Origin of the sequence: Herbiconiux sp. VKM Ac-2851 (assembly GCF_013205105.1) — a bacterium.
Lineage (GTDB): Bacteria > Actinomycetota > Actinomycetes > Actinomycetales > Microbacteriaceae > Herbiconiux > Herbiconiux flava.
Genome location: NZ_JABMLJ010000002.1, coordinates 962,384 through 983,746, shown reverse-complemented (window position 1 = coordinate 983,746; position 21,363 = coordinate 962,384). Strand labels below are relative to the sequence as shown.

The following is a 21,363-nucleotide window of genomic DNA, read 5'->3' as shown; positions in this document are numbered from 1 at the left end:
GGTGCGACCGTGCTTCGCCGCGGCGGCTGCGCTTCGCGCGGCCGGGGGGATGGATGCCTTCGGCATCATCCCGGCGCAACACATCCGCGAAAGGGTGGATGCCTTCGGCATCACCCAGCGCGGTACGTCCGCGTGGGGTTCGGGCGGGTGGGTCTGCTCACGGGTTGTGCCGGCGGGCATCCGTCGCCATCGTGGGGGTGGGGGTCAGGCGTTGTGTTGGGTGAGCCAGGCGAAGGGGTCTACCGGGGTGACGCCGTCCAGGCGGATCTCGAGGTGGAGGTGCGCGCCCGTCGAGGTGCCCGTGTTGCCGACGCGGCCGATGGGCTCGCCGACCTTGACGAGTTGGCCTTCGGCCACCGCCGTCGAGCCGGGGAGCATGTGGCCGTAGGTGCTCGAGACCGGCTGGCCGTCGACCACGTGGTCGATGACGACGTAGACGCCGAGGCCACCGCCGTCGCTCGGGACGACCGTGCGCACCACGCCGTCGGCCACCGACTGGATGCTCGTGCCCTGGCCGGGCGTGAAGTCCACGCCCTTGTGGTCGGTGCTGCCGATGCCGCCGGGCGACTCGCGGGGGCCGAAGCCGTCGCTGATCGGCACGCCCACCGGGAACGGCCACTGCACCGGGCGGCCCGGGTTGTTCATGAAGGTGTCGGCGATGCGCATGCCCGCGGCGCGCAGGGCGGCGACGTCGCGGACGCCGTAGCCGTCGCGGGCGACGCCCAGCCCGGCGACATCCGGGCTCGTCGTCAGCTGCTGGGCGGCGAGCTCGGGATCGAGGTCGAGCGGGGCGACATCGGCATAGAGCTGCTGGGCGGGTCCGCCGCTCGCGGCGTGCAGGGCCGAGGCGGGCATCGTGGTGGCGACGGCGATGCCCGTGGCGAAGAGCATCGCGATGACGCTGAAGGTGCCCTTCGCGATGTCGCCGCCGCTTCCGCCGCGAGGGCGGCGCCGGCGTCGGCGGTCGGCGGAGGCGCCGGCGGCGGTGCGGGGGTCGGGGGTGGGGGTGGGGTTCTGGTCGCTGCCGTCGGGCCGGGGCGGGCGGATGCTCGGGGTGCCCTCGCCCGGGAGGCGCTCCGCAGCGCGAGCGCGGCGCGATCCGCCGGTCGAACCGGTCGAGCGGGTGGCGCCGTGGGCTCCCCCGCCGGTGCCGGCCGCCTCGGCACCCCCGACCGTCGCGGCGCGGAGCGTGCGCCGGGAGACCGCCTTCGTGACGGGTGCGCTGACCGGTACGACGGCGGTCTCGGGACCGGATCCGCCCTCGTGGGTCTCGACGTCGACCTCGACCTCGACCACCGGAACCGCATCCGCGCCGGCCACGATCGGGCCCGAAGCCTGGGTCGGTGATGCTGCTTCGGCGGGCGTCGTCGGGATCTCCACCGTCGTCGGCACGGTCACCCGCGCCCGGCGACCCGACGCGGGGCGCTCGATGCTGTCGGAGAACGACGTTCCGGCCCGGCGCCCGGTGCTCGCAGCACGGGGGATCGTGGCGGCCCCGCCCGAGGTCGCTGCAGCCGTCGGCGCATCGACGTCGGCATCGGTGTCGGCATCGACGGCGAGGCCGCTCTCGCCGTCGCCTGGCGCGGTGGTCGAGGCGTCGACGATCGCGATGGCCTCGGTCGCAGGAGCGCCGTCGCCCGTAGCCGGGCCGGATGCCCGCCGCGCCCGCCGAGGCCCGGCACCCGCGGCTCGCGGAGACCGCGTCGCCTCGTCGGCCGGCGCGGACGAAGCCCGGCGCCCGCGACGGGCAGCGACCTCACCCGAGGTCTGCGCCGCCTCCGCCGCGACATGCGGGGGCGCGACGATCGGGAGGGAGGTGGTCTCCACCGTGATCTCGATCACGGCCGGCTCGCCGGCCGGGGCGGTGACCACCTCGGAGCTCGCACGACGCGCTTCCCGGCGGGTGCGCGGCGGGACGTTCGCAGCCCGGGGCGCCGAGACCGCAGGTGCATCGGGAGACGACGCCGTCGGTGCGGTCAGCTCAGAGCCGGACAGGGGAACGCGGAGCGAGCGGCGGGAGGGGAACGCTCGCCCGGTGGCGGGGACGCCGCTGACAGAGGCGGGGACGGCACCGCCGGCCGCGGAGGCGTCGGCACCGGAGGCCGCGGGGTGGGCGGTGTTGTAAGCCGCGGAGGCGTCGGCACCGGAGGCCGCGGGGTGGGCGGTGTTGTAAGCCGCGGAGCCGGGGAGGGTGCGGGCGTCTCCGGCGGATGCGTCGTCATCCGGGCGGGGGGTCGTGCGTGGCAAAGTTCGGGTGTCTCCGGGTGGGGCGGGGGAGGTCTCGTCGGGTCGAGAAGATCCGTCAAGGGTAACGAGGAGTCATGTGAAACTCCATTGAGCTGCCCCCGTCGACCCGCTCGGCGCACGCGGCGACGCGCGCGCTACTCGAGCGGCAGGCCCGCGTCGCGGTGCAGCGCGAAGAGCAGCGGCTCGAGCTCGGCGAGCAGCGCCGGCGAGCCCGCGAGCGTCATGACGTCGGACTCGGCGGCCTCGCCGAAGCCGCCGACGCGGGCGCCGGCCTCGCGGGCGATGAGGGCGGCGGCGGCGTGGTCCCAGGGGTTCAGCCCGCGCTCGGCGTAGGCGTCGAGGCGGCCGGCGGCGACCGAGCAGAGGTCGAGTGCCGCGGATCCGGCGCGGCGGATGTCGCGCACCTTCTCCACCAGGCCCGTGATGAAGCGGCCCTGCTTCACGCGGGTGTCGGCGCTGTAGGAGAAGCCCGTGCCGACCAGGGCGCGGGCCAGGTCGACGTCGGTGTTGACGGCGAGGCGTCGGGGCTGGGCATCCGGAGCTTGCATCGAGGTGAGGAACGCGCCGCCGCCGTTCGTCGCCGTGAAGACCTCGCCGAGGACGGGGTTGACGACCACGCCGGCGAGCGCGGTCCAGCGGGCGGGGTCGGCGACGCCGTCCGTGACCTGCACGGCGGCGATGCTGACGGCGTAGGCGGGGATGTCGTAGAGGTAGTTGACGGTGCCGTCGATGGGGTCGACGACCCAGACGACGCCCGAGGTGCCGGGGGTGGGCTCGCCGGCCGACTCCTCGCCGAGGAAGCCGTCGTCGGGGCGGGCCGCGGCGAGCCGGGCGCGGATGAGGTCTTCGGACTCGCGGTCGGCGAAGGTCACGACGTCGGCGATCGACGACTTGGTGGCGGCGACCTCGACGCCCTCGGAGCGGCGGCGGCGCACGAGCTCACCGGCCTCGAGGGCGATGTCGCGGGCGATCGCGAGGAGCTCGGCCGGATCGGCGGCGAAGGAGGCGGGAGGGGTGGCGGTCATCGCTGTGCTCCGTGTTCTGGTGGCGAGTGAGGGATTCGAACCCCCGAATGCTGAGCAGTCTGATTTACAGTCAGATCCCTTTGGCCGCTTGGGTAACTCGCCAGGCGCACCCGACCACGTTCATCACACAACCGAAGGCGCTGATCAAGGATACCCAGCAAGCCCCGTTCGGCGAAATCGGGGCGGATGCGCGGACTCAGCCCTCGGCGTCGAGCGCTTTCGCGGCTTCTGCTGCGTACCGGTTCGCGTAGTCGAGCACCTCGTCGAGGTAGGCCGGGGACTCGTTGTAGCCCGCGATCGCGGCCCGCCAGCCGGCCTCGGTGCCGAGGTCGCCGGGGGCCGGGCTGCTGTCGTCGCCGGTGGCCGCGTCACCGCTGCTGCCGCCGTCGCCGTCGCCGTCACCCGCAGTCACCCGCCCCGCCGAGAAGCACAGGTACTCGGCGGCCGACAGCGACGAGTCGTCGATGTTGTTGATGTCGGGCACCCCGTCCCCGTTCGCCTCGCTCGCCCACGCCGCCCATGTCGCGGGCACGAACTGCATCGGCCCCACGGCCCGATCCCACTCGGTGTCGCCGTCGACAGCCCCCGCATCCGTGTCGGGGATCTCCTGGAACCCGTTCCCATCCAGCGGCACCCCGACGATCGGCGCACTCGTCACCCCCGAATCCAGGATGCTCCCGCCGAAGATCGTGCCGTGGTGCGACTCCACCCAGCCGATGCCGGCCAGCGTGTTCCAGCCGACGTGGCACTCGGGCCGCACCTCGTTGCTCGCGATCGCGGCGCCGGCGTAGCCCTGCAGCGCCCGCCGGGGGATGCCGGTCGCCGAGGCCACGGTGTCGAGCCACGCGGGGTCGGGCAGCTCGGCGGTCGGCGTTCCGTCGCGGTAGCTGCCGGCTCCGGATGCCCGCACCTCCGCCTGCGTCGCATACGTCGGCCCGGGGTCGACGGTGGCGCCCTCACTGCCGGCCGAGCATCCGCTCATCGCCCCGCCCAGCGCCACCACCGCGGCCACCGCCACCACCACGCGGACGACGGACCGGACTCGAAGGCGCATGCCCCCACTCAACCAGACGCCCCTGACACTCGCCCTCTCAGCGGAGGACTTCGATGTCCAACCCTCCTGCCGCCGCCGCGAGCGAGTCGTCGTTCGTCCAGAACGACGTGCACCCGTGCGTCTGCGCCGTCGCGAGGTGGAGCGCGTCGGGCGTCGCGATGCCGTATTTCGCCCGGAGCACCGTGGCGCGCTCGAACTGCGCCTCCCCGATGGGCAGCTGGCGATGCATCCGGAAGCCCCGGTCGTACGCGTCGATCGCCCGGAAGTCGTCGTTGCGGTAGTGCTTGACCACGCACTCCATGCGCACCAGGTGACTCCACGCGATGGGGTCGTCGAGTGCGGCGAGCTTCACGCGCGCCTCGTCACCGGCCCGGCCCTCGTCTTCGTTGAGGTAGATCCAGATGCAGGTGTCGATGTAGGTCAACCCCACGTGGCCCGCTCCTCACGCACGGCTTCGTCGATCTCCTCGGTGGTGCGTGAGCCCCTGAGGATGGCGTTCTGCTCGAGCCAGGCTGCGAACTCCCGCCCGGTCATCTCACCGCGCTCGGGCTCCATCGGCACGAGCCGTGCCGCGGGCTGACCACGGCGCGAGATCACGATCTCCTCCCCGGCCTGGGCACGGGCGACGAGCTTCGACAGGTTGTTGCGTGCGTCGAGCACATTGAACATCTCCATAGTCTCCCCGACCTCTGGCTAGCAAGCCTAGCCATGTCGAGGCATCGTCACAATGCCCGGGCGGCGTAAAATGAGCGGCATGGCAGATTCATCGTTTGACGTGGTCAGCAAGGTCGACAAGATGGAGGCGGACAACGCCCTCAACCAGGCTCAGAAAGAGGTCGCCCAGCGCTACGACTTCAAGAACATCGGCGCCTCCATCGAGTGGAGCGGCGAGAAGGTGCTGATGAAGGCCAACTCCGAGGAGCGCGTGAAGGCGATCCTCGAGGTGTTCGAGTCGAAGCTCATCAAGCGCGGCATCTCGCTGCGGTCGCTCGACGCCGGCGAGCCCTACGCCTCCGGCAAGGAGTACCGCCTCGAGGCCACCATGAAGGAGGGCATCGCGCAGGACGACGCGAAGAAGATCAACAAGCTCATCCGCGACGAGGCCCCGAAGAGCGTCAAGTCGCAGATCCAGGGCGACGAGCTGCGCGTCTCGTCCAAGAGCCGCGACGACCTGCAGTCGACCATGGCGCTGCTCAAGGGCGCCGACCTCGACGTGGCGCTGCAGTTCATCAACTTCCGGTGAGCGACGCGGGGCGCATGGGCGGCTCGGGCGATCTAGTCGAGGGTGGCGTCGGCGGGGGCGACGTCGGCTCCGACGGGCGAGCGGATGCGCGAGCATCCGTCGCCCCGACCGCGACGACGAGGGTGCCGGGCGTCGACGTGCCCGACCGCCGTGGGCGCACCAACCTGCACCTGACCGGCCGTGACCTCACCGGCAACCTGCGCGTGCGGGTGCGGGACGTGCGGCTGCTCACCTCGAACTGGTACATCACGCGCACGACCGAGATCGAGTACCAGCACCGCGACGGGCACTGGTCGGTCGAGGAGCGGGAGACGTACGACCGGGGCAACGGCGCCACGATCCTGCTCTACGACGCGGCGCGGCGCACGGTGCTGTTGATCAGGCAGTTCCGGTATCCGGCGTACGTGAACGGACACCCCGACGGCATGCTGCTCGAGACCCCGGCCGGGCTGCTCGACGAGGACGACCCCGAGACCGCCATCCGCCGCGAGGCCCGCGAGGAGACCGGCTACGCCATCGGCGAGGTCACCCGGGTCTTCGACGCCTACATGAGCCCCGGCTCGATCACCGAGAAGCTCTTCTTCTTCGCCGCGCCCTACGACGCCGGCGACAGAGCGGATGCGGGCGGCGGCCTCGCCGACGAGGGCGAGGACATCGAGCTGGTCGAGCTGGGCATCGACGCGGCGCTCGCCCGCATCGGCGACGACATCGTCGACGCGAAGACGATCATGCTGCTGCAGTGGGCGGCGCTGCGCGGGCCGTTCGCGCGCTGAGGCGGTCGGCCCGACGCAGCAGGTGTGGGCGCGCGCCCCTCGCGCACCCCAGGCCGACGCCGAGGCCGTGACGGACTCGGCGGGCGGCAGGAGTGCGCCTAGCCCGTCAGGGCAGCAGTCGCGCCATCGTGCGCACGGCCTCCTCGAAGCGCGACGGATCGGGCCCCGAGTAGTTCAGCCGCACGAAGGCGCCCGTCGGCTCGGCCGGGAACCACTCCTCCCCCGGCGAGATCAGCACGCCGGCCGCCGCGCAGGCCGCGACGAAGGCCGGCGACTCGACCCCGGGCGGCAGCTGCAGCCACAGGTTGAGCCCGCCGCGCGGCAGCGCGGTGAGCGTGCCGGCCGGGAGCAGCTCGGTGACGAGGGCGGCCAGGGCGTCGCGGCGGGCGCGGAGCTGGTCGCGCATCCGGTGCAGATGCGGCTGCCAGCCGGGGGCCGTGACGACCTCGAGCGCCGCCGTCTGCAGCACGCCGCTGACGTAGAGCCCGTCGACCACGCGGTCGGTGTGGATGCGCGACCGCGCCGGCCCGCGCGCGACCACCGCGGCGACGCGGATGCTCGGCGACACGCTCTTCGTCAGCGACCGCACCGCGACAACGTGCCCGTCGGGGTCGGACGCGGCCAGCGGTCGCACCGGCGCATCGAGGGCGAAGTCGTGGGCCCAGTCGTCCTCGACGAGGAACGCGCCGTTCGACCGCACCACGTCGAGGATCGCCCGCGACGACGCCGCCGACCACGTCGATCCCGTCGGGTTGGCGAAGTGCGGCATCGCGTAGAACAACCGCGCCCGGGTGCGCTCGAAGGCCTCGGCCAGCACGACCGGATCGACCGCGTCACCGTCGCGCGGCACCGGCACGATGACGAGCCCGGCCTGGCGGGCGGCGGCGATCGCGCCCCAGTAGCCGGGCGACTCCATCACGATCGGGTCGCCGGGGCGGGCCAGCGCCCGGAACACCGACGACAGGGCGCTCTGGCCTCCGGGCATCACGAGCACGTCGGCCGCGGTGGGCGCGGAGCCTCCGGCCGGGGCCGCAGCCGCGAGGTCGGCCGCGAACCACGAGCGCAGCTCGGGCAGGCCCGCGGCGGGTGGCCGGTCGAGCGCCGAGCGGGAGCGGGCCGCCCGGGCGAGCGCGGTCTGCACTGCGCGCACGGGCAGCAGGTCGTCGACGGGGTAGCCGCTGTGCAGCGCGATCACGTCATCCCCCGGCGTCTGCATCGTCGAGCCGACGAAGCCGCCGTCGGCGCGCGCCGGACCGAGCGCGGCGGTCTGCCATGAGTGGTCGGCACGCGGGGCCGGGCGGGCGGGGCGCACGAAGGTGCCGTCGCCCGGGCGGGACTCGACGAGGCCCTCCCGCACGAGCATCCGCACCGCCTGCTGCACGGTGACGGGGCTCGCGGCGAAACGCGCCGTGAGCGCCCGCGTCGACGGCAGCCGCGCACCCGCCCGCAGGCCGCCGACCTCGGTGCGGAGGGCGGCGGCGATCAGCGCCGAACTGCTACTGTCAGTCATGAAGGCTGATGATAGCGCTACTCCCCCGCCGCTGACGCTGCTACCGGATGCGCGTGCCGCCCGTCCCGCAACGACCACACCCGGCACCGACCCCGCCGCCCATCCCACCACGGTGACACCGGCCGCCGACCCCGCCGCCCGTCCCGCCACGACCACACCGGCCACCGACCCCGCACCGACACACGGCCCTGGTCGCCCGTCACTCGCGCCCGGTCTCGTCTGGGGATTCCTCGGCGTGCTCGCCTTCTCGTTCACGCTGCCGTTCACGAGGGTGGCGGTGGCGACGCTCGATCCGCTGTTCGTGGGCGCCGGGCGCGCGGTCGTGGCCGCGCTGCTCGCCGCGGTCGTGCTGCTGTCCACCCGCTCGCGGCCTCCGGCGCGACGGCTGTGGCCGAGGATCGCCGTGGTCGCGGCCGGTGTCGTGGTGGGGTTCCCGTTCCTGACGTCGTTCGCGCTGCAGACGTCTCCGGCGGCGCACGGCGCGGTGGTGATCGGGCTGCTGCCGGCCGCGACCGCCGCCGTCGCCGTGCTGCGCGGCCGGGAGCGGCCGAGCCGGCTGTTCTGGGTGGCGTCGATCGCGGGGGCGGTGGCCGTCGTGGGGTTCACCGTCGTGTCGCCGGGCGGATTCGGGGGGCTCCACCTCAGCGATTTGCTGCTGCTCGGGGCGGTGGTGGCCGCGTCCGTGGGGTACGCCGAGGGCGGGCTGCTGGCTCGCGAGATCGGGTCGTGGCAGGTGATCTGCTGGGCGCTGGTGATCGCGGCGCCGCTGATGGCGGTGCTGACGGGGGTGTCGCTGGTCGCGCATCCGCTCGCTCTGACCGGTGTGGGGGTCGATGGCTGGCTCGCTTTCGCCTACGTCAGCGCGATCAGCATGTTCCTGGGGTTCTTCGCCTGGTACCGCGGCCTCGGCATCGGCCCGATCGCCACGGTCAGCCAGATGCAGCTGGTGCAGCCCGTGCTGACGATCGTCTGGGCGGCGCTGCTGCTCGGCGAGCCCCTCACCGCCGTGACGCTCGGAGGCGCGGCCGTCGTGGTGGCGTGCGCGGCGCTCGCGGTCCGCTCCCGCGTGACCCGAGCATCCCGCCCCCGAGGCGCCGGCGGCTGAGTCGCGGCGGAACGTCGCAAAAAGCGCTGAGTCGCGGCGAACGGTAGCAGTTCGGCGCGACTCAGCGAAGGGCGCCTTTAGGCGCGCGAGATCGCGACCATTTCGTCGCGGGGGACGACCTTGACGCGCAGGCGCTGGTGCGCATCCGCCGCCCCGAGGGCCAGCTCGTGCTCATCGAGCTTGTGCCAGCCGTCGAGGTCGGTGTACTCGATCCCGCGCGACGCGAGCAGCTCCGGGATCGCCTCTTCGGCGGGCTCGGCCGGCGCCCACCAGTTGGCCTGGTCACGCACGAGGTGCGAGAGCGTCTCCATGGCGTCGGACTTGGTGTGGCCGATCAGGCCGACCGGGCCGCGCTTGATCCATCCCGTGGCGTAGACGCCGGGCACGATCTCGTTGTGCTCGTCGAGCACCTGGCCCTCGTGGTTCGGGATGACGCCGTGCTGCTCGTCGAACGGGATCTCATCCAGCGGCGAGCCGAAGTAGCCGACCGCGCGATACAGCGCCTGGATCGGCACCTCACGGATCTCGCCCGTGCCGACCACGCCGCCCGCGCCGTCGGGCCGCGTGCGCTCGTAGCGGAGGGCGGCGACCCGGCCGGCGCCGTCGGACTCGACCGACAGCGGCTTCGCCCAGAAGTGCAGGTGCAGCCGCCGCGAGGCCTGCCCCACGGGGCGCGTGCGCCACTGGTTCAGCACCTTGTTGATCACGAAGACCTGCTTGTTCGTCTCGATCGCGGCCTTCGACGCCTCGTCGAGCTCGAAGTCCTCGTCGTGCACGATCATGTCGACGTCGTTCATCTCGCCGAGCTCGCGCAGCTCGAGCGGGGTGAACTTCACCTGCGCCGGGCCGCGACGGCCGAACACGTGCACGTCGGTGACGGGCGAGGCCTTGAGCCCCTCGTAGACGTTGGTGGGGATCTCGGTGACGAGCAGGTCGTCGGCGTGCTTGGCCAGGATGCGCGAGACGTCGAGCGCCACGTTGCCATTGCCGATCACGGCGACCGACTGCGCCTCGAGCGGCCAGGTGCGCGGCACGTCGGGGTGCCCGTCGAACCAGCTCACGAAGTCGGCAGCCCCGTAAGAACCGGACAGGTCGATGCCGGGGATGTCGAGCGAGGCGTCGCGGATGGCGCCGGTCGAGAAGATCACGGCGTTGTAGTGCTTCTTCAGGTCGTCGAGCGTGATGTCGACACCGTAGCGCACGTTGCCGAAGAAGCGGATGACGCCCGAGTCGAGCACCTCGCGCAGCGCGTTGATGATGCCCTTGATGCGCGGGTGGTCGGGGGCGACACCGTAGCGAACGAGGCCGTAGGGGGCGGGCAGCTGCTCGAACAGGTCGATCGAGACGTCGAAGTGACGCTCGGCCTTCACGAGGAGGTCGGCGGCGTAGATGCCGGCGGGGCCGGCTCCGACGATGGCCAAACGGAGCTTGGTCACGGTGAGTTCCTATCGGTGGTCGGGCGGCGGGGCCGGCCGGGTGTGCAGGTGAAACTGTGCGGGTGAAACAGGGGGCGACGGATGCGCGAGCCTCAGCTCGTGCGCTCCACCACGGTCTCGGCGAACCGCACGAGGGTCTTCTTCACCGTGCCCGAGGGCAGCGGGTCGAGCGCGGCGATGGCCTCGCGGGCGTAGCGGTGCGCCTCCTCGACGGTGCGACGGGTGACCGGATGCTCGCGCAGCAGCCGGATCGCCTCGTCGGAGTCGTCGGGCGCGGCGCTCGCCAGCTCGTCGGGCTGGATGCGCGCGAGCAGGGCGGCGGCGGCCGGATCGGTCGCCGCGAGCTGACGCAGGTAGAGCACGGGCAGCGTGGCGACACCGGCGCGGATGTCGGTGCCCGGCGTCTTGCCCGTGTCGTCGGCCGACGGCGCGATGTCGAGCACGTCGTCGACGAGCTGGAAGGCGATGCCGACCTTCTCGCCGAACACCCGCACCGGCTCCTCGTAGGCGGCGGGGGCGTTGGAGAAGATGATGCCGAGCTGGGCCGAGGCCGCGATCAGCGACCCGGTCTTGTCGGCGAGCACGGCGATGTAGTGGTCGACCTGGTTCTCGCCCTCGGCCGGGCCGAGGGTCTCCTTGAGCTGACCGAGGCAGAGCCGCTCGAAGGTGTCGGCCTGCAGACGGATGGCCCGCTCGCCGAGCAGCGCGAGCAGCGCACTGGCCCGCGCGAACAGCAGGTCGCCGGTGAGGATCGCGATCGAGTTGCCCCAGACGTACTGGGCGCTCGGCACCCCGCGGCGCTGGTCGGCGTCGTCCATCACGTCGTCGTGGTAGAGCGAGGCGAGGTGGGTGAGCTCGATCGAGGCGGCCGCGGTGATGACCTCGTCGGTGATTCCGTCGCCGAGCTGGGCGGTGAGGAAGGCGAGGATGGGGCGCACGCGCTTGCCGCCCGCCTCGAGCAGGTAGCGGGCGACGACGTCGACGAGGCCGCCTGAGAAGTGCGTTTCGGCACCCAGGCGCGCCTCGAGGGTCTCGATGCCCTCCTCGATCAGCCGCGCGGTGCGCCGATCCTCGCCGGTGGAGAACAGGCGGTCGGCGAGCGAGAGCGGGGTCGACCGGCCGGTGGCGCGGCGAAGACTGGAGGTCACGGACACAGCCTACTTATTTCCGGGTAGCGGCTTGGTGCCGCGGTGCAGCGCGACGATGCCGGCGCTCAAGTCGCGGTAGCCGACGTCGACGAAGCCGGTCTCGCGCAGCCAGCCCGCGAGCGTCTTCTGGTCGGGCCAGTTGGCGATCGACTCGAAGAGGTAGTCGTAGGCGGCGTCGTTCGACGAGACGGCCTTGGCGACGGCGGGCATGACGTTCTTCAGGTACCAGTAGTAGGCGCCGCGGAGTGGCTTCACCGGGCGCGAGAACTCGCAGACCACGATGCGGCCGCCGGGGGCGGTGACCCGGTACAGCTCGGCGAGCGCCACCTTCGGGTCGACGATGTTGCGCAGGCCGAACGAGATGGTGACGGCGTCGAAGGAGTCGTCCTCGAACGGCAGGTCCATGCCGTCGGCCACGACGAAGTCGATGTTGGGCACGCGGGCCTGCCGGCGCTTCCCGACCTCGATCATGCCGGGCGAGAAGTCGGCGGCGGTCACGTGGGCACCGCTCGCGGCGAGCGAGGCGCTCGAGGTGCCGGTGCCGGCGGCCAGGTCGAGGATGCGCTCCCCGGGTCGCGGGTTCACGGCACGGGTGGTCGCCACCCGCCAGAGCGCCGCGTTGCCGACGGAGAGCACGTTGTTGCTGCGGTCGTAGCCGGCCGCCACCTGGTCGAACATGGCGGAAACCTGCTCGGGTCGTTTGGTGAGGTCTGCCTTAGTCACGTTCCCAGTCTAGATTCAGTTGGCTCGGAGCGGCGGCCGGTGGTTACATTCACCGGTCGAGCACAGCTCGCCCGGCGCTGGCGTCGCAGCGTCGGTCCGCAGGACCGCCGCCCACAGCTCCAGCGCGCGTAGGGTGGCAACGTGAGCGATTCCGCAGTCCCGACCGTTCCGCGCCTGATCGTCGAGACCCACCCGGTCGACGACGTGAAGCTGCTCATCCCGCTGATCGACCCGCGTCATCCGCTGGTCTGGCTGCGCAAGGGCCAGGGCATGGCCGGCATCGGCGAGGCCCTGCGGCTCGAGTTCGGCGGGGCGGGCCGGATGCTCGACGCCTGCGCCGCGTGGAAGGACGTCGTGGCGGCCGCCCGCGTCACCGACCCCGTGAAGCTGCCCGGCTCGGGCCTGATCGCCTTCGGCACCTTCGCCTTCGCCGACGACTCCGCCGCCACCAGCACCCTGATCGTGCCGCGCGTGGTGATCGGCAAGCGCGACGGCCGCTTCTGGGTCACGAAGGTGCGCGTCGAGGGCTCGGACGAGCCCCTCCCCACCGCGATGACCCGGCCGCTCGGCCCCGAGTACCGGCTCACGCTGCTGCCGGGAGAGGTCTCGGCCGACGGCTTCCGCGCCTCGGTCGACGCCGCCGTCGAACGGATCAGCGCCCAGGAACTCGACAAGGTCGTGCTCGCCCGCGACCTCGTCGGCCACCTGCCGGCCGGCGCCGACCTGCGCCGCCCCCTCACCGACCTCGCCCTCGGCTACCCGGACTGCTGGACCTACGCGGTCGACGGCTTCGTCGGCTCCAGCCCCGAGACCCTCGTGCGGGTCTCGCACGGCACCGTCAGCGCGCGGGTGCTCGCGGGCACCACCGCGAGAGGGGCGGATGCGCAGGCCGACCACGACCAGGCGGTCGCGCTCGCGACCTCCCCCAAAGACCTCGACGAGCACGGCTTCGCGGTCACCAGCGTGCTCGCGGCCCTCCGCCCGCACAGCCGCAGCCTCACCACGAGCGAGGTGCCGTTCACGCTGAAGCTGCCGAACCTGTGGCACCTGGCGAGCGACGTGGAGGGCGTGCTCTCCGACGGGTCGACCTCGCTCGACCTGATCGCGGCGCTGCACCCCACCGCCGCCGTGGCGGGCACGCCGACCGCGACCGCGCTGCAGGTCATCCGCGAGCTCGAGCCCTTCGACCGCGGCCGTTACGCCGGGCCCGTGGGCTGGGTGGGCGCCGACGGCGACGGCGAGTGGGCCGTGGCGCTGCGCTCGGCGCAGGTCGACGAGGCGGGCGACATCACCGCCTATGCGGGCTGCGGCATCGTCGCCGACTCGGATGCGGAGCGGGAGTACCTCGAGACGAAGATGAAGTTCCGCCCGATCGTCGAGGCCTTCGGCTAGACCAGGCCTTCGGCTAGGCGAGGGTCACGGTGAGCGCCGCCGAGGCGGGGGTGTAGACCACCCGGCCCTGGAAGTCGGCCGGGCTCACGACGACCGAACCGGTGGTCGACCCCTCGTCGATCGCGACCCCCTGCACCGCGAAGGTGCCGATGGACGCCGCCGTCCCGGAGCCCGCCGTCCAGGAGACGGCTGCCGTCTCCGGGCCCGTGACACCGGCTGAGTAGGACAGCTGCACATCCGGGAGCAGGGAGCCGCGGGTGCTGATCGATCCGGTCAGCGCGGGGAGCGTACGGCTCTCCCCCGTCACGCCGTCGTTCGTCCAGGTGATGCTGCCGGTGTCCTGGCCGCCCGGTTGGACGGTGACGACGAGGGTGCCGGCGCCGAGGCCGGCCGCGGTGGCGGTGACGACGCCGCTCGCCGAGCCGACGGGGCAGCGGAGCCTCAGAGCGAAGGCGCCGTCCGTGACGTCGACTTCGGACGGCCCGCCGAATCCTGCCGGGTAGACGAGGGCGACCCGCGAGGCGCCCGGCGCGGTGCCGGCGATGGTGAGCGACTGCGCACCGGAGGGGGCGATGACCACCGACGGGGCGAACGCGACCCGGTCGCCGGAGGCCGCGAGAGCGGGGGCGGCGACGGCGGATGCGATGACGGGAACGGACCAGGCGGCCATCCCCACGACGGTGCGGCGACTGAGCTCGAAGGTCATACCTGACGGTAGCCCGCCGCGTGATCCCGCGGATGCCGGGCCCTCCACCCCCTTGTGGTGCCCCTCGTCAGGGGCAGGCCGCAAAAGAATTTCGGATCTTTTCCAATCCGCCTCCGGGGGGCTTCCGAAGACCTTCTGAAGGCACGGACCGCTGAAAACCAAGGTCAGCGCCCGTTTTTTCCCATTCCTCAAAGGAGAACAGTCATGCGTATCACCAAGCGCTCCACCCTCACCGCCCTCGCCATCGCTGCCGTCGCCACCTTCGGCCTCGCCGGCTGTTCGGGCGGCTCGAGCACCACCGCCACCACCGAGGAGTCCAGCGCCCCGTCGTCGGCCGCCTCCACCCCCTCGCCCTCCATGGAGTCGATGGACCCGATGGCGAACCTCGTCGGCTCCGGCTGCGCCGCCTACGCCGAGGCCGTCCCGGACGGCGCCGGCTCGGTCGAGGGCATGTCGCTCGACCCCGTGGCCACCGCCGCGTCGAACAACCCGCTCCTGAAGACCCTCACCGCTGCGGTCTCCGGTGGAGTGAACCCCGACGTCAACCTGGTCGACACCCTGAACTCCGGTGAGTTCACCGTCTTCGCCCCCGTCGACGACGCGTTCGCCAAGATCGACGCCGCGACCCTCGACACGCTGAAGACCCCGGAAGGCGCCGCGACGCTGACCTCGATCCTCACCTACCACGTGATCCCCGGCCAGCTCACCCCTGACGAGATCGTCGGAACCCACAAGACCGTCCAGGGTGGCGAGGTCACCGTCGAAGGCAGCGGAGACGCGCTGACCGTCAACGGTTCGACCAACGTCATCTGCGGTGGCGTCCAGACCGCCAACGCGACCGTGTACCTCATCGACTCGGTGCTGATGCCCCCCATGTAATCCCCTCTTCGGATACGCCGAATGACCGGTCGCCTCGGCGGCCGGTCATTCGGCGTTTAATGTGCCTGTCGCCGAATGGCCGGTCACCGACGCGACCGTCCTGAGGGCCCTCCCGCGAGACCGATCCAGGCTCACGGATGCTCGCCCTGCCTCGTAGGCTGAACCCACCATGCTCTCCGCCACGCTCGGCCTGATCGGTGCCATCGTCTACGGCGGTGCCGACTTCCTCGGCGGCCTCGCGTCGCGCCGGCTGGGCGCCGTGCGGGTGACCGCGCTGTCGGCCGTCTCGGGGCTCACCCTGATCGCGGTGGCGCTGCCGCTGATCGGCGGGACGTTCTCGGCCGAGGCGGTGCAGCTGGGCATCCTGTCGGGGGTGACCGGGGCGATCGCTCTGTCGCTCTTGTACGGCTGTCTCGCGATCGGGCCGATGAGCATCCTGTCGCCGTTGACCGCGGTGGTGTCGGCGCTGGTGCCGTTGACCGTGGGGCTCGTCGGCGGCGAGCGCCTGTCGCTCGTGGGCTGGATCGCGATCGGGATCGCGCTGATCGCGGTGGTGCTGGTCGGCTTCGTGCCCGAGAAGGGGGCCGCGCGACCGCGGCTGCTCGGGCTGGCGATGGCGGTGGGGGCCGGGGCGATGATCGGGCTGTTCCTCGTGATCATCGACCGCACGCCCGACGACTCGGGGCTGGTGCCGCTGCTGCTGAACCGGGCGACGAGCGCGGTGATCATGGTGTCGGCGGTGGTGGTGCTGGTGGTCGTCACGCGGCTCCGGGGCGCGCGATCGACGGAGACGGCGGCTGCCGGAGCTGCCGGGGACGGCGGGCACGGGCCGGCCGTGCTGCCGGCCTGGGCCGAGCGTGCGGTGCTGCTGGCGATCGCGTGCGGGGTGGTCGACGCGATCGCGAACGTGCTGCTGCTGCTCGCGCTGCGGGCCGGGGAGCTGACCGTGGTGTCGGTGCTGACGGCGCTGTACCCGGCCGGCACGGTCATCCTGGCCGCGGTGCTGCTGCGCGAGCGGGTGGCGCCGGTGCAGGTGGTGGGGCTGGTGCTCGCGTTCGTGGCGGCGGGGATGCTCGCGCTGGCGTGACGCCCTCGACGCGAGCGGCGCGCGATCGGCGGCGCGCGGCCCGGGGCGGGCGGCAGGCGGCGCGCGACGGGCGTTAGAGTTCGAGGGTGAGCGAGGCGAGCGCGGGACCCGGGTCGAGCGGGGAACCCGGAGACGACGAGCGCCGGCCGCGGGCCGTGTACGGCGTCGGCAGCGACCCCGACGTGCGGTTCAGCCTCGCCAACGAGCGCACGGCGCTCGCCTGGGTGCGCACCGGGCTGTCGCTGGTCGCCGGCGGGGTCGCGCTGACCACGCTGGCGTCGTTCGCCGATCTGCCCTGGGTGATCGACGTCATCGCCCTGGTCGCCTGCCTCGCCGGCGGCGCGCTCGCGCTCTCGGCCCTGTTCTCCTGGCGCCGGGCCGAGCGCGCGCTGCGGCTCGACCTGCCGCTGCCCGCGCCGGCCGCGCTGCCGTGGCTCGTGATCGGGGTCGTCGTGCTGGCGCTCGTGCTCGCCGGCTACGCCGTGTTCGAGCTGGCGGGCGACCTCTGATGGCCCGCCGCGACCCGGGTCTCCAGCCCGAGCGCACGGCGCTGTCCTGGCAGCGCACCGCGCTGTCGACGGCCCTCGTCGCACTGCTGCTCGCGTTCGCGTGCCTCAAGGGCAACTTCCCGATCGGCACCGGGATCGCCGCCCTCGTCGCGGTCGGCGCCGTCGTCGTGCTGTTCGGCGCCCGCGGTCGGGCGGCCCGCCGCGAGGGCGTCTCCCCGTGGACGCCGCTCACCCGCATCTCCCTGCTGATCGGCGCCACGGCGGTGCTCGGCGGGGTGCTGGCGCTGCTCATCCTGTTCTGACGGCTCGTTACATTAGGGACCATGGCTTCTTCCCCGCCGCGCACGGTGCGCAAGTCGGCTGCCGAGCGGTCGGCCGAGATCCGCGACGCGGCGTGCGCGATCGCCCGCGCCGATGGTCTCGTGGGCGTCACCCTGCGCTCGGTCGGCGCGCGCGTCGGTGTGGTGCCGGCGCTCGTGGCGCACTACGAGCCGAGCACCGAGGTGCTGGTGGCCGAGACCTTCCGCGCCATCGCGTCGGCCGAGCTAGACGAGGTGATCGCCGTGACGCAGCGCGAGGGCTCGGCGGTCGGGCGGTTGCGGGCGCTGCTCGCCACGACGCTCGATCCGGCGCGCGACCCCGTCACCGCGGTCTGGGTCGACGCCTGGAGCCTCGGCCGCCGCAACGAGCCGCTCGCCGCTGCGGTGCACGAGCTCGGGGGGCGCTGGGAGTCGGTGGTGGCGGGCATCCTGGAGCGGGGCGCCGCGGCCGGCGAGTTCACCGTCGCCGACCGCGACGGGCTCGCGTGGCTCGTGGTGGCGATCGTCGACGGCCTGAACGCGCAGTCGGCCGTGCACGACCGCCACGACGCGGCGAAGGCCCGCCTCGTGCAGCGCGCGGTCGCCCGCGAGCTCGGTCTCCCGCCCGCCGCCCTGGCCTGACCCGCTCTGTCCCGCCTCGCGCTCCGTCCCGCCCCGCGCATGGCCACACGCACGCCCGGCGGCTACCGCCCCCCCTGACCCGCCCCGTCCCGCGCTCGGTCCTCACGCACGCCCGGCGACTACCGCCCCCGTCACGCGCTCGGTGTCACCGATACGTGCGCGAAGCCGCTCAGGTGATCCAGCTCAAGCGATGCCGCCGGCCACCGCGAGGGCGCCGACTGTGCCGGCCGCGGTGCGCGCGGTCGCGACGACGAGCGAGCCGAACGGCTCCCGCCACTCGCTCACCCGCCGCGCGTGCTCGGCGGCCGGCACCTCACCACGGGCCGAGAAGCGGATGCCCGCCCGCTCCACCTCGAGCGGCACCCCGTTCAGCGACACGCTCACCGCGGCGCCCTCGTCGCACTCGCCCTCCACGACCACCACGTCGGATCCGCCGACCCCGGCCCCCACCCGGCACTCCGCCGTCAGCACGAGCCGCGGCTCCGGGCCTCCGGCTGCGGACGCCGACGCCGGCGCACCCACCGGCGTGGCCTCCGTCACCGGCGCGGGTGCGGGTTCGGGTGCGTGGGCGGGCAGCGCAGCCGCCACCTCCTGATCCGCGGCGAGCGCAGACGTCGCGGCGAGCGCAGACGGCGCGGCGAGCAGCGGATGCGCGGCGAGCGCAGGCGTCGCGGCGGGGAGCGGGGGCGTGCGCGGCGGGGGCACCCGGCGGGGCCGCTGCGCCTCGAACGCCGCCGCGAGGCGGAGCAGCGTGCTGTCGGAGTAGGCGCGCCCGGCGAGGGTGAGACCGACGGGCATCCGCGTGTCGCTCATGAGGCCCATCGGCACCGTCACCGTCGGGATGCCGAGGTGCCGCGGCACCAGGTTGCCGTTCGAGACCCACACTCCGTCGCGCCACGCCAGCGTCGCCGAGGCCTCGTTCGTGTCGGCATCGGCCGGCCCGACGTCGGCGGCCGCCGGGAAGACGAGGGCGTCGAGGCCGAGCTCGTCCATCCACTGCTCGAGGTCGAGGCGGCGGGTCTCCTCGAGGCCGCGCACGCCCTCGGCGATCGACGGGATCTCCGTCAGCGACGGCACCCCGTGTCGGCGCGCGCGCTCAGCGTACTCGGCCAGGTCGTAGTCGAGGTCGCCCCAGCGGTCGGGCAGCTGTCCGGTCGGCCGCGGGAAGATCAGCGCCCCGTCGACGCCGGCGAGCGAGCGCAGCGCCGGGTCGTCGTTCGCGGCCGACTGCGCGTCGAGGAAGTCGTTCCACGCCCAGATCGACAGCTCCCAGAGCTCGCGCTCCGCGAAGTCGGCGGGCACGAGCCCGCGTGACGACATCGAGTGCCGTCCCGGCCGGTCGGCCTCGTAGTTCTCCACGGCCGGGAAGTCGACCTCGACCACCTCCGCGCCGAGCGCCTCGAGGTCCTGGCGGGCCGCCTCCCACAGCGCGAGCACCGACGCGCGGGTCTCGATCGGCGTCACGGCCTCGGTGTCACGGCCGATGTAGCGGCGGGGCACCCCGAGGCGGCGGCCGGCGAGCGGCTGCGTCCGCGCATCCGTCACCCCTTCGGCGAGCGCGGGGTACGACGAGGGGCGGATGCTCGACGCCGCCGGCAGGCTCACCCAGGGCTGCACGCGCCAGAAGTCGCCCCGGGTCTCGGGGTCGTCGGCGACGAGCACGTCGAGCACCTCGAGCAGGTCGGCGACGAAGCGGGTGTGCGGCACGACGACGTCCATGGTCGGCACGAGGGGCCAGTTGCCGCGCACCGAGATGACGCCGCGCGAGGGGGTGTAGGCGACGAGCGCGTTGTTCGAGGCGGGCGAGCGGCCCGAGGACCAGGTCTCCTCGGCGAGGCCGAACGCGGCGAAGCCGGCGGCGGTGGCGACGCCCGAGCCGTTGGACGACCCGGAGGCGTAGGCAGCGGGGAGGTACCGGGCGTCGTAGGGGCTCTCGGCCCGGCCGTAGACGCCGCGCTGCATGCCGCCGTTGGCCATGGGAGGCATGGTGGTGAGGCCGATCAGCACGGCGCCGGCGGCGCGGAGGCGCTCGATCGCGAAGGCGTCGGAGGCGGCGACGAGGTGCTCGAAGGCCGGGGATCCGGCGGCGACGGTGAGGCCTTCGACGCAGTAGCTGTCCTTCGCGGTGTAGGGGATGCCGTCGAGGGGTCCGAGCGTCTCGCCGCGGGCGCGGCGGGCGTCCGAGGCGCGGGCGTCGGCGAACGCCTCCGGGTTCAGGACGGGGACGGCGTTCAGGGCGATGCCGTGGCGGTCGAAGTGGGCGATGCGCTCGAGGCTGCGGGCGACGAGCTCGACGCTGGTCGTGGCGCCGCGCTCGAGGGCGTCGCGCAGCTCGGCGATGCCCGCCGTGAGGAGGTCGGGAGTGGCGGGGGCTGTGTCGGCGGCGGTGGTCACCGGGGCGGCGCTGGTCGCCGCGGTCGCAGCGGTGGCGGCCGCGCCGGCGGTGGTCGTCGGAGCGGGAGCGGTGGGAGTGGCGTCGGGGGCGGTCATGCGCGGCCTCCGATGTCGGTGGGCGCAGGGGCCGGGGCGGGGGCCGCGGGCTGCTGCTGCGTGATGCAGTGGACGCCGCCGCCGCGCGCCAGGATCTCACGCGCCTCGACCGTGACCACACGGCGGCCGGGGTACGCCTCGGTGAGGATGTCGCGGGCCCGCGCATCCGCTCGCTCGTCACCGTAGCCGCAGGCGATGACGCCGCCGTTGACCACGAGGTGGTTGACGTAGTTCCAGTCGACGAAGCCGTCGGCGTCGCGGAGGGTCGACGGGCCGGGCAGGTCGACCACCGTGAACGGGCGGCCGCTCGCGTCGGTGGCGCCCTCGAGCACGCCGCGGAGCATCCGCGTGACGGCATGGTCGGGATGCGCCGGATCGGGCTGGGAGTGCAGCAGCACCGTGCCGGGCGAGGGCATCGTCGCGATCATGTCGACGTGGCCGCGGGTGCCGAACGGCTCGTAGTCGCGGGTGAGGCCGCGCGGCAGCCAGACGACCGCCGTGGCGCCGAGGGTGCGAGCCAGCTCGGCCTCGACGGCGGCACGGTCGAGCCCGGGGTTGCGGCCCGGGTCGAGCTGCACGGTCTCGGTCACGAGCACCGTGCCCGCCCCGTCGACGTGGATGGCCCCGCCCTCGTTCACCAGCTCCGACGACACGAGCTGGGCCCCGGCCGCCTCGGCGACGAAGCGCGCGAGCGACTCGTCGTTCTCCCAGCGCGCCCAGTCGCTCTGCCCGCCCCAGCCGTTGAACACCCAGTCCACGGCGCCGAGCCGGCCGTCGTCGCCCAGCACGAAGCTGGGGCCGGTGTCCCGCACCCAGTAGTCGTCGAGCGGATGCTCGATGCGCTCGATCCCGCCGCCGAGCATCCTGGCGGCCCGCGCCGACTCCTCGGGGTCGACGATCATCGTCACCGGCTCGAACTCGGCCACCGCGTGGGCGACCGCCGTCCAGGCGGCGTACGCGGCCTCGCGCTCGGGCGCCGTGCCGCCGAGGGAGGCGTTCGGGCGCGGGAACGCCATCCACGTGCGGGCGTGCTCGTGGGTCTCGGCGGGCATCAGCCAGGTCATGGCGCTCCTTGTTGATTTGGTGATCAATAAG

General features: G+C 73.3%; 20 protein-coding genes, 1 tRNA gene and 1 pseudogene. 9 read left to right on the top strand and 13 right to left on the bottom strand.

Features of this window, described 5'->3' with window-relative positions:
* Window positions 1-204: 204 nt before the first annotated feature.
* The 6 genes from HQQ85_RS11260 to HQQ85_RS11235 form a co-directional block, all read right to left on the bottom strand.
* Window positions 205-2,247, bottom strand: coding sequence for a M23 family metallopeptidase (locus tag HQQ85_RS11260; protein WP_173182567.1), 2,043 nt, complete (start codon window positions 2,245-2,247; stop codon window positions 205-207).
* A 134-nt stretch (window positions 2,248-2,381) separates the two neighbouring features.
* Window positions 2,382-3,272, bottom strand: coding sequence for an inositol monophosphatase family protein (locus HQQ85_RS11255; protein WP_173182566.1), 891 nt, complete (start codon window positions 3,270-3,272; stop codon window positions 2,382-2,384).
* Between the two features lie 17 nt (window positions 3,273-3,289).
* A tRNA-Tyr gene (locus tag HQQ85_RS11250) sits at window positions 3,290-3,374 on the bottom strand.
* Window positions 3,375-3,468: 94 nt separating this feature from the next.
* Window positions 3,469-4,326 (bottom strand): lytic transglycosylase domain-containing protein, encoded by an 858-nt coding sequence (locus tag HQQ85_RS11245; protein ID WP_173182565.1) that lies wholly within the window; start codon window positions 4,324-4,326, stop codon window positions 3,469-3,471.
* A 37-nt stretch (window positions 4,327-4,363) separates the two neighbouring features.
* On the bottom strand, window positions 4,364-4,756 hold the full coding sequence (locus HQQ85_RS11240; protein ID WP_173182564.1) for a type II toxin-antitoxin system VapC family toxin: 393 nt from the start codon (window positions 4,754-4,756) through the stop codon (window positions 4,364-4,366).
* On the bottom strand, window positions 4,747-4,995 hold the full coding sequence (locus tag HQQ85_RS11235) for a type II toxin-antitoxin system Phd/YefM family antitoxin (protein ID WP_216851625.1): 249 nt from the start codon (window positions 4,993-4,995) through the stop codon (window positions 4,747-4,749). The genes HQQ85_RS11240 and HQQ85_RS11235 overlap by 10 nt, the downstream gene beginning before the upstream one ends.
* 85 nt (window positions 4,996-5,080) lie before the next feature.
* On the opposite strand from HQQ85_RS11235, the gene HQQ85_RS11230 reads away from it, so the two are divergent.
* On the top strand, window positions 5,081-5,569 hold the full coding sequence (locus HQQ85_RS11230) for a YajQ family cyclic di-GMP-binding protein (protein ID WP_371741859.1): 489 nt from the start codon (window positions 5,081-5,083) through the stop codon (window positions 5,567-5,569).
* Complete coding sequence (locus tag HQQ85_RS11225) at window positions 5,566-6,342, top strand: NUDIX domain-containing protein (RefSeq protein ID WP_371741858.1); 777 nt, start codon at window positions 5,566-5,568, stop codon at window positions 6,340-6,342. Before HQQ85_RS11230 ends, HQQ85_RS11225 begins: the two co-directional genes overlap by 4 nt.
* A gap of 106 nt (window positions 6,343-6,448) precedes the next feature.
* Here HQQ85_RS11225 and HQQ85_RS11220 read toward each other — a convergent pair whose 3' ends face one another.
* Window positions 6,449-7,852 carry a PLP-dependent aminotransferase family protein gene (locus tag HQQ85_RS11220; protein WP_173182561.1) on the bottom strand — a complete coding sequence of 468 codons (1,404 nt, stop codon included), beginning with the start codon at window positions 7,850-7,852 and terminating at the stop codon, window positions 6,449-6,451.
* Here HQQ85_RS11220 and HQQ85_RS11215 point away from each other — a divergent pair.
* A complete protein-coding gene (locus tag HQQ85_RS11215; RefSeq protein ID WP_173182560.1) occupies window positions 7,851-8,957 on the top strand; it encodes a DMT family transporter in 1,107 nt (368 codons plus the stop codon). The two genes, HQQ85_RS11220 and HQQ85_RS11215, sit on opposite strands and share 2 nt — an antisense overlap.
* A 77-nt stretch (window positions 8,958-9,034) precedes the next feature.
* Here the strand turns inward: HQQ85_RS11215 and HQQ85_RS11210 are convergent, their stop codons facing one another.
* From HQQ85_RS11210 to HQQ85_RS11200, 3 genes are all read right to left on the bottom strand, one after another.
* Window positions 9,035-10,393: an FAD-dependent oxidoreductase gene (locus HQQ85_RS11210; RefSeq protein ID WP_173182559.1), complete on the bottom strand. Its 1,359-nt coding sequence runs from the start codon at window positions 10,391-10,393 to the stop codon at window positions 9,035-9,037.
* A 92-nt stretch (window positions 10,394-10,485) separates the two neighbouring features.
* Window positions 10,486-11,541, bottom strand: a complete 1,056-nt coding sequence (locus HQQ85_RS11205; RefSeq protein ID WP_371741857.1) for a polyprenyl synthetase family protein — start codon at window positions 11,539-11,541, stop codon at window positions 10,486-10,488.
* Window positions 11,542-11,550: 9 nt separating this feature from the next.
* Window positions 11,551-12,264, bottom strand: a complete 714-nt coding sequence (locus HQQ85_RS11200; protein ID WP_371741856.1) for a class I SAM-dependent methyltransferase — start codon at window positions 12,262-12,264, stop codon at window positions 11,551-11,553.
* A gap of 141 nt (window positions 12,265-12,405) precedes the next feature.
* Between HQQ85_RS11200 and HQQ85_RS11195 the strand changes: the two genes are divergently transcribed.
* Complete coding sequence (locus HQQ85_RS11195; RefSeq protein WP_371741855.1) at window positions 12,406-13,656, top strand: isochorismate synthase MenF; 1,251 nt, start codon at window positions 12,406-12,408, stop codon at window positions 13,654-13,656.
* A gap of 13 nt (window positions 13,657-13,669) precedes the next feature.
* On the opposite strand, the gene HQQ85_RS11190 is transcribed toward HQQ85_RS11195, so the two are convergent.
* Window positions 13,670-14,362 (bottom strand): hypothetical protein, encoded by a 693-nt coding sequence (locus HQQ85_RS11190; protein ID WP_173182557.1) that lies wholly within the window; start codon window positions 14,360-14,362, stop codon window positions 13,670-13,672.
* Between the two features lie 204 nt (window positions 14,363-14,566).
* On the opposite strand from HQQ85_RS11190, the gene HQQ85_RS11185 reads away from it, so the two are divergent.
* The 5 genes from HQQ85_RS11185 to HQQ85_RS11165 all read left to right on the top strand — a co-directional run bounded on the left by HQQ85_RS11185 (window position 14,567) and on the right by HQQ85_RS11165 (window position 17,778).
* On the top strand, window positions 14,567-15,241 hold the full coding sequence (locus HQQ85_RS11185) for a fasciclin domain-containing protein (protein ID WP_173182556.1): 675 nt from the start codon (window positions 14,567-14,569) through the stop codon (window positions 15,239-15,241).
* A 169-nt stretch (window positions 15,242-15,410) separates the two neighbouring features.
* Entirely contained in the window at window positions 15,411-16,328 is a 918-nt protein-coding gene (locus tag HQQ85_RS11180; protein ID WP_173182555.1) for a DMT family transporter, read from the top strand.
* 86 nt (window positions 16,329-16,414) lie between these two features.
* A complete protein-coding gene (locus HQQ85_RS11175; RefSeq protein ID WP_371741853.1) occupies window positions 16,415-16,837 on the top strand; it encodes a YidH family protein in 423 nt (140 codons plus the stop codon).
* Window positions 16,837-17,139: a DUF202 domain-containing protein gene (locus HQQ85_RS11170; RefSeq protein WP_173182554.1), complete on the top strand. Its 303-nt coding sequence runs from the start codon at window positions 16,837-16,839 to the stop codon at window positions 17,137-17,139. Before HQQ85_RS11175 ends, HQQ85_RS11170 begins: the two co-directional genes overlap by 1 nt.
* A gap of 21 nt (window positions 17,140-17,160) precedes the next feature.
* Window positions 17,161-17,778: a TetR/AcrR family transcriptional regulator gene (locus HQQ85_RS11165; RefSeq protein WP_173182553.1), complete on the top strand. Its 618-nt coding sequence runs from the start codon at window positions 17,161-17,163 to the stop codon at window positions 17,776-17,778.
* Window positions 17,779-18,456: 678 nt separating this feature from the next.
* Here the strand turns inward: HQQ85_RS11165 and HQQ85_RS11160 are convergent.
* Window positions 18,457-20,172: pseudogene (locus HQQ85_RS11160) on the bottom strand (amidase); the annotation flags it as partial.
* Window positions 20,173-20,264: 92 nt separating this feature from the next.
* Window positions 20,265-21,332, bottom strand: coding sequence for an agmatine/peptidylarginine deiminase (locus HQQ85_RS11155; protein ID WP_173182551.1), 1,068 nt, complete (start codon window positions 21,330-21,332; stop codon window positions 20,265-20,267).
* Between the last annotated feature and the right edge of the window lie 31 nt (window positions 21,333-21,363).

Bases quoted from the DNA above. Each gene is read 5' to 3' on its own strand.
- HQQ85_RS11230 (WP_371741859.1), top strand. From the start codon at position 5,081: ATGGCAGATTCATCGTTTGACGTGGTCAGCAAGGTCGACAAGATGGAG.
- HQQ85_RS11235 (WP_216851625.1), bottom strand. From the start codon at position 4,995: ATGTTCAATGTGCTCGACGCACGCAACAACCTGTCGAAGCTCGTCGCC.
- HQQ85_RS11190 (WP_173182557.1), bottom strand. From the start codon at position 14,362: ATGACCTTCGAGCTCAGTCGCCGCACCGTCGTGGGGATGGCCGCCTGG.
- HQQ85_RS11165 (WP_173182553.1), top strand. From the start codon at position 17,161: ATGGCTTCTTCCCCGCCGCGCACGGTGCGCAAGTCGGCTGCCGAGCGG.
- HQQ85_RS11215 (WP_173182560.1), top strand. From the start codon at position 7,851: ATGAAGGCTGATGATAGCGCTACTCCCCCGCCGCTGACGCTGCTACCG.
- HQQ85_RS11180 (WP_173182555.1), top strand. From the start codon at position 15,411: ATGCTCTCCGCCACGCTCGGCCTGATCGGTGCCATCGTCTACGGCGGT.
- HQQ85_RS11155 (WP_173182551.1), bottom strand. From the start codon at position 21,332: ATGACCTGGCTGATGCCCGCCGAGACCCACGAGCACGCCCGCACGTGG.
- HQQ85_RS11220 (WP_173182561.1), bottom strand. From the start codon at position 7,852: ATGACTGACAGTAGCAGTTCGGCGCTGATCGCCGCCGCCCTCCGCACC.
- HQQ85_RS11245 (WP_173182565.1), bottom strand. From the start codon at position 4,326: ATGCGCCTTCGAGTCCGGTCCGTCGTCCGCGTGGTGGTGGCGGTGGCC.
- HQQ85_RS11255 (WP_173182566.1), bottom strand. From the start codon at position 3,272: ATGACCGCCACCCCTCCCGCCTCCTTCGCCGCCGATCCGGCCGAGCTC.
- HQQ85_RS11170 (WP_173182554.1), top strand. From the start codon at position 16,837: ATGGCCCGCCGCGACCCGGGTCTCCAGCCCGAGCGCACGGCGCTGTCC.
- HQQ85_RS11185 (WP_173182556.1), top strand. From the start codon at position 14,567: ATGCGTATCACCAAGCGCTCCACCCTCACCGCCCTCGCCATCGCTGCC.